The 5125-nt window shown below is 67.2% G+C and carries 4 protein-coding genes and 1 pseudogene; 4 read left to right on the top strand and 1 reads right to left on the bottom strand.

Annotated features, from left to right (window positions below; translation table 11 throughout):
* From FJV41_RS47860 to FJV41_RS47850, 3 genes and pseudogenes are all read left to right on the top strand, one after another.
* Positions 1-311 (top strand): annotated as a pseudogene (locus FJV41_RS47860) (hypothetical protein); the annotation flags it as partial.
* Between the two features lie 11 nt (positions 312-322).
* Positions 323-2023: a DUF4215 domain-containing protein gene (locus FJV41_RS47855; protein ID WP_141649309.1), complete on the top strand. Its 1701-nt coding sequence runs from the start codon at positions 323-325 to the stop codon at positions 2021-2023.
* 43 nt (positions 2024-2066) lie between these two features.
* Positions 2067-3104: an agmatinase family protein gene (locus tag FJV41_RS47850; protein ID WP_141649308.1), complete on the top strand. Its 1038-nt coding sequence runs from the start codon at positions 2067-2069 to the stop codon at positions 3102-3104.
* A 3-nt stretch (positions 3105-3107) separates the two neighbouring features.
* Here FJV41_RS47850 and FJV41_RS47845 read toward each other — a convergent pair whose 3' ends face one another.
* On the bottom strand, positions 3108-3743 hold the full coding sequence (locus FJV41_RS47845; RefSeq protein ID WP_141649307.1) for a response regulator: 636 nt from the start codon (positions 3741-3743) through the stop codon (positions 3108-3110).
* Between the two features lie 243 nt (positions 3744-3986).
* Between FJV41_RS47845 and FJV41_RS47840 the strand changes: the two genes are divergently transcribed.
* Positions 3987-5125, top strand: a 1139-nt coding sequence (locus tag FJV41_RS47840) for a trypsin-like peptidase domain-containing protein (protein ID WP_141649306.1), incomplete at its 3' end; no start/stop codon positions are given.

The following is a 5125-nucleotide window of genomic DNA, read 5'->3' as shown; positions in this document are numbered from 1 at the left end:
CTGTGTATAAGAGACTGATGCACTGGAAGGCGAATGAGGCTTTCCGGGACTTCGATTCACGCATCGACCCCAAGGGGAGCCTCCTGGAGGGAGAGCTGTCGGCGCTCCGCAGAACGGGCTCCAGATTCCACGCGGGTGCCGTGGGTGCCTATTCCCTGGGAGGCGCCGCCGCCGTCACGGGGGCGGTGCTCATCTATCTCAATCGTCAGCGGGCCTTCCGCCTCAATCCCGAGGAATCAGGTCCATCCATGGTCATTGCCCCCACTCTCGACTCCGAATCGAAGGGCGTCGTGGGCACGGTTCGCTTCTGAAGAGGTGATTCATGAACCAGGACTCCTTCCTCCGTGGAACCGTTACGGCGTTCATCCTCTCATTCCTGACCGCCGGCCCCCTCGCCTGTGTCCAGCCCGAGAGCACGGTCTGTCCCTCCGGAATCGTGTGCCCCGAAGGCCAGAGATGCGCCGCGTTCCAAAAGGCCTGCATCCTCAACGATTGTGGTGACGGGCTCGTCCAGACCCACCAGGGCGAACAATGCGACGATGGAAACATCAACCAGAACGACGGGTGCAACTCCGCGTGCCAGATCGAGCGGTGCGGCGATGGAATCCTCAGCGCGGCCGATAGCGAGATGTGCGACGACGGAAACAACACGAACAACGACGGATGCAGCGCCGACTGTCTGTCCGATGAGTCCTGTGGCAACCGCGTCGTCGACGCCGTAACCCAGGAAGCCTGCGACGACGGCAACACCGTCGGTGGCGACGGGTGCTCCCAGGACTGCAAGTCCCAGGAGAAATGCGGCGACGGCTTTCTCAATGTCGAGTGGGGTGAAACCTGCGACGACGGAAACAACGAGAGCGGAGACAGGTGCAGCGCGGACTGCCGGTCCCTGGAGGTCTGTGGCAACGGCGTCGTGGACGCGGCCACGGACGAGAAGTGCGACGACAGGAACACCCTCTCGGGTGACGGCTGTAGTGCCGACTGCAAGTCCACGGAGACGTGCGGGAACGGCGTCGTCGATTCCGTCGTAGGGGAAGTGTGTGACGACGGCAACAAGCTCAGGAGTGATGGGTGCAGTTCAGACTGTCACTCCAACGAAACGTGTGGAAATGGAGTGCGCGACACGGAACAAGGCGAGCAGTGTGACGACGGAAACACCGTGAGCAACGATGGGTGCCGCGATGACTGTCATTCCACGGAGCGGTGCGGCAACAGCCTCGTCGACACAGCCTCGGGTGAAGTGTGTGACGATGGCAACACACGTGACGGCGACGGATGCCGCGCGGACTGTCGGTCCAATGAGCGCTGTGGCAACGGCCTTGTCGACCCCGGAGAAGAGTGCGACGACGGGAATGAGGACAGCAGCGACAACTGCGTCGACACCTGCAGGGTCGCGAAGTGTGGCGATGGGCATGTCAATGTCACGAGCCTGGTTCCCGAGAGTTGTGATGATGGGAACTCAAATGCATGCGGCGCGTGCAGCCACGACTGCACCCAGGAACAGACTCCTGGCCGGGCCCAGGGCCGCATCCAGGTCAACGGGACAGTGAATGACGGCGAACTCGTCATCCTCAGCGACGGCAATCGTCGGTGCATCTTCGAGTTCGACACCAACGGCGTGACGCCTGGCACCCACACTCCCGTCGCCATCGCGGCCGGTGCCGAATCGATTGCAATCGCCCAGTCACTCCAGACCGCCATCTTCATGGCGACGAGAGATGCACTCGAACCGGGTTGTACGGCGCCCGAGACGAGACCCTCCGAGCTGCGGCTTCGTGTCACCAGGGAGGAAAGAACCCTGGAGCTGCGCCACGTCTCCGCGGGCGCCGTGGGCAATCAGCCCATCATCGAATCCGTCGCGAACTCGGACTTCACGGTGACGTCCCTGAGCGGGGGTGCCGGCCATGACTGCCCCGTCGACATGGGCTGCACCAAGGACCACGACTGCGCGCCAGGCGACGGAACCCTTCACTGCCTGAAAGAGGTGGGCCAGACCGTGGGGAAGTGTGGCCCGCGCCCCTAACGGACAGTTGCACCCCGTTCCCGGCCCCTTATCCTCCGCCGCCATGGCCACCCACTTCGACCCCAGCGCCGCGGCGCAGCCGGGCTCCGGCGTCTTCGGACTCCCCCACTCTCCCGACGAGGCGCACGTCGTCCTCATCCCCGTCCCCTTCGAGGCCACCACCAGCTACGGCGGCGGTACCTCCGAGGGCCCCGCCGCCGTCCTGGACGCCAGCCGACAGGTCGACCTCTTCGACGTGGAGACGGGCCGCCCCTACGAGCGCGGCATCGCCATGCTCCCCGAGTCCGAGGAGCTCCGCGACTGGAACACCCGCGCCAAGGAGCGCGCCCAGGTCGTCATCGAGGCCGGCGGCATCCACTCCGGCGAGGCCGAGCTGCTCGCCGCCGCTCGCGACGTCAACGCCCTCTGCGACCAGATGAACGAGCTGGTCTACCGCACCACGAAGCACTGGCTCGACCAGGGCAAGCGCGTGGCCGCCGTCGGCGGAGACCACTCCATCTCCTTCGGCATCATCCGCGCCCACGCGGAGAAGTACCCCGGCCTGGGTGTCCTCCACCTGGACGCCCACGCCGACCTGCGCGTCGCCTACGAGGGCTTCACCTGGTCCCACGCGTCCATCATGTACAACGTCTCCGAGCGTATCCCCGGCGTGAAGACGCTCGTCCAGGTCGGCCTGCGCGACATGAGCCAGGAAGAGCACCGCTACATCGAGGACTCGAAGGGGCGCGTCCACGGCTTCTTCGACGCCACCCTCCAGAACAAGCGCTTCGACGGCATCCCCTGGAACCGCCAGGTCGATGAAATGGTCGCCCTGCTCCCACAGCAGGTCTACCTCTCGTTCGACATCGACGGTCTGGACCCCGTGCTCTGCCCGCACACCGGCACACCTGTCCCCGGCGGCCTGTCCTTCCCGGAGGCCATCGCCCTCATCTCCGGCGTCGTCCGCTCCGGCCGCACCATCGTCGGCTTCGACCTGACGGAAGTCGCCCCGGACCCCGAAGGCAGCGAGTGGGACGGCAACGTCGGCGCCCGCCTGCTCTACAAGATGATTGGCTGGATGCTGAAGTCCCAGAAGGCCTGAGCGTCAGCTCACGCTCCCCTTCGGCACCCGAGCCCCGAACAACAGGCCCCGCCCCAACGGGGACTCCACGGACAGCGCGCCCCCATGCAGGCGCGCCAGCTCCGACGCCACCGTATCCATCGACTCGAGCTGCGCGCGCAGGACCTCCAGCGCGGCCCGGTCCACCGAGGGCCCCGACTCCAGGCGACGAAGCTGTCGCCGCGCCTCCTCCAGCGGCCCCTGCAGCGCCCTCGCCGCCCACTGGCTCAGCGTCGCCCCAGGTGGGACTTCGACTCCCACCACGGGCTTCGGCGCGTTCACCAGCGACTGGTGGATGAGCGCCTCGAAGTCCGTGATTTCGAACGGCTTGTGCAGGAACGCGTGCGCCTCCGGCGCCCCCTGCGGCAATACGGCGCTCAGCAGGATGACGGGCACGTCCTTCAGGTCCGCGTCTCGCTTCAACCGGCGGCACAGCTCCACCCCGCTCAGCCGAGGCATCATGTGGTCCGTCACCACCAGGTGTGGGCGACACGCCCGGGCCAGGCCCAGCGCCTCCTCGCCGTCTCGGGCCCTCACCACCTCATGCCCGAGGTCCTCCACCACCTGGCTGAGAACTTCCAGCACGGCGGGCTCATCATCCGCGACCAGGACGAGACTCATTCTTCCGCTCCTCCGCACCAGCGCGGCCCCCAAGCCACGCCGCCAGGACTTCGCCTGCCCCTGGGATGAACCGGAATCCTCGGGGAACGGCCGCCTCCCGGTGATGCAATCGTTCACGGACGTGCGGACTGATCTATGAAAGGCAACGCACCGCCTCCAGCGAATCGTGGGAATGACGCCGGCTTCCCGACAGTCTGCGTGTCATTCGCCGGACAATCCGCTGCGGGCGCACGGAGGGCTGACATGAAGGCTGGAGTCATGAGGTGGGGACCCCTGGTGGTGACGCTGCTGGCGTCCAGCGGCGCGAGCGCGGACATGGCCCGGCGTCGCGATGCCGTGGTGGAGGTCGTCCAGAAGGTCTCCCCGGCCGTCGTCTACATCGGCACCGAACAGGAGGTGGAGTCGCGCTTCCGCCGCCGGTCTCCGCTGGAGGAGTTCTTCGGGGGCATGGGCGGCGAGCAGGGCCGCCAGAAAATCGAGGGCCTGGGCAGCGGCGTCATCATCGACCCGACGGGCATCATCGTCACCAATGACCACGTCATCCGGGGCGCCTCCGCCATCCACGTCGTGCTCGCGGACGGTCGCTCGTACGACGCGGAGGTCATCGGCAGCGACGCGGGCAACGACCTGGCCGTGCTCAAGGTGACGGCGAAGGAGGCGCTGCCCATCGCGCGGCTGGGCACCAGCGCGGACCTGATGATTGGCGAGACGGTGGTCGCCATCGGCAGCCCGTTCGGCCTGAGCAAAACCGTCACGGCGGGCGTGGTCTCCGCCGTGGGCCGCACCTTCCGCGCGGACAACCGCGTGTACAACGACTTCGTCCAGACGGACGCGGCCATCAACCCCGGCAACTCGGGCGGCCCGCTGCTCAACGTGGACGGAGAAATCATCGGCATCAACACCGCCATCTTCGGCGGCGGCGCCCAGGGCATCGGCTTCGCCATCCCCGCCGACAAGGTGCGCCGCATCGTCGATGAGCTCACCCGCTTCGGCAAGGTGCGCCCGTCCTGGGTGGGCCTGGATGCCGTGGACCTGACGCCGAGGGCGGCCCGACAGCTCGGGTGGGACCGCTCCTACGGCGCGCTGGTGACGTCCGTGGAGGCCGGCAGCCCGGCGGACCAGGCCGGCGTGAAGCGAGGGGACATCGTCGCGGAGCTGGGCGGCTCCCGCATCCAGGACGCCGAGGACTTCGACACCCGCGTGCGCGGCTACCCCGCGCGCTCCGCCTTCCCCCTGGTCCTCTTCCGCGAAGGGGCCTCACGCACCGTCCAGCTCACCCCCTCCGAGTTCCCCCCACGCATGGTGGAGTCCCTGGCCTGGGACCGACTAGGACTCAAAGTGAAAGAGTCCCGGGGCGTGCTGGCGCTGACGGGGGTGAGGGC

The sequence above is a fragment of the Myxococcus llanfairpwllgwyngyllgogerychwyrndrobwllllantysiliogogogochensis genome (genome assembly GCF_006636215.1).
Lineage (GTDB): Bacteria > Myxococcota > Myxococcia > Myxococcales > Myxococcaceae > Myxococcus > Myxococcus llanfairpwllgwyngyllgogerychwyrndrobwllllantysiliogogogochensis.
The sequence above is the reverse complement of the archived record's forward strand: the minus strand, read 5'-3'. Positions and strand labels throughout refer to the sequence as shown.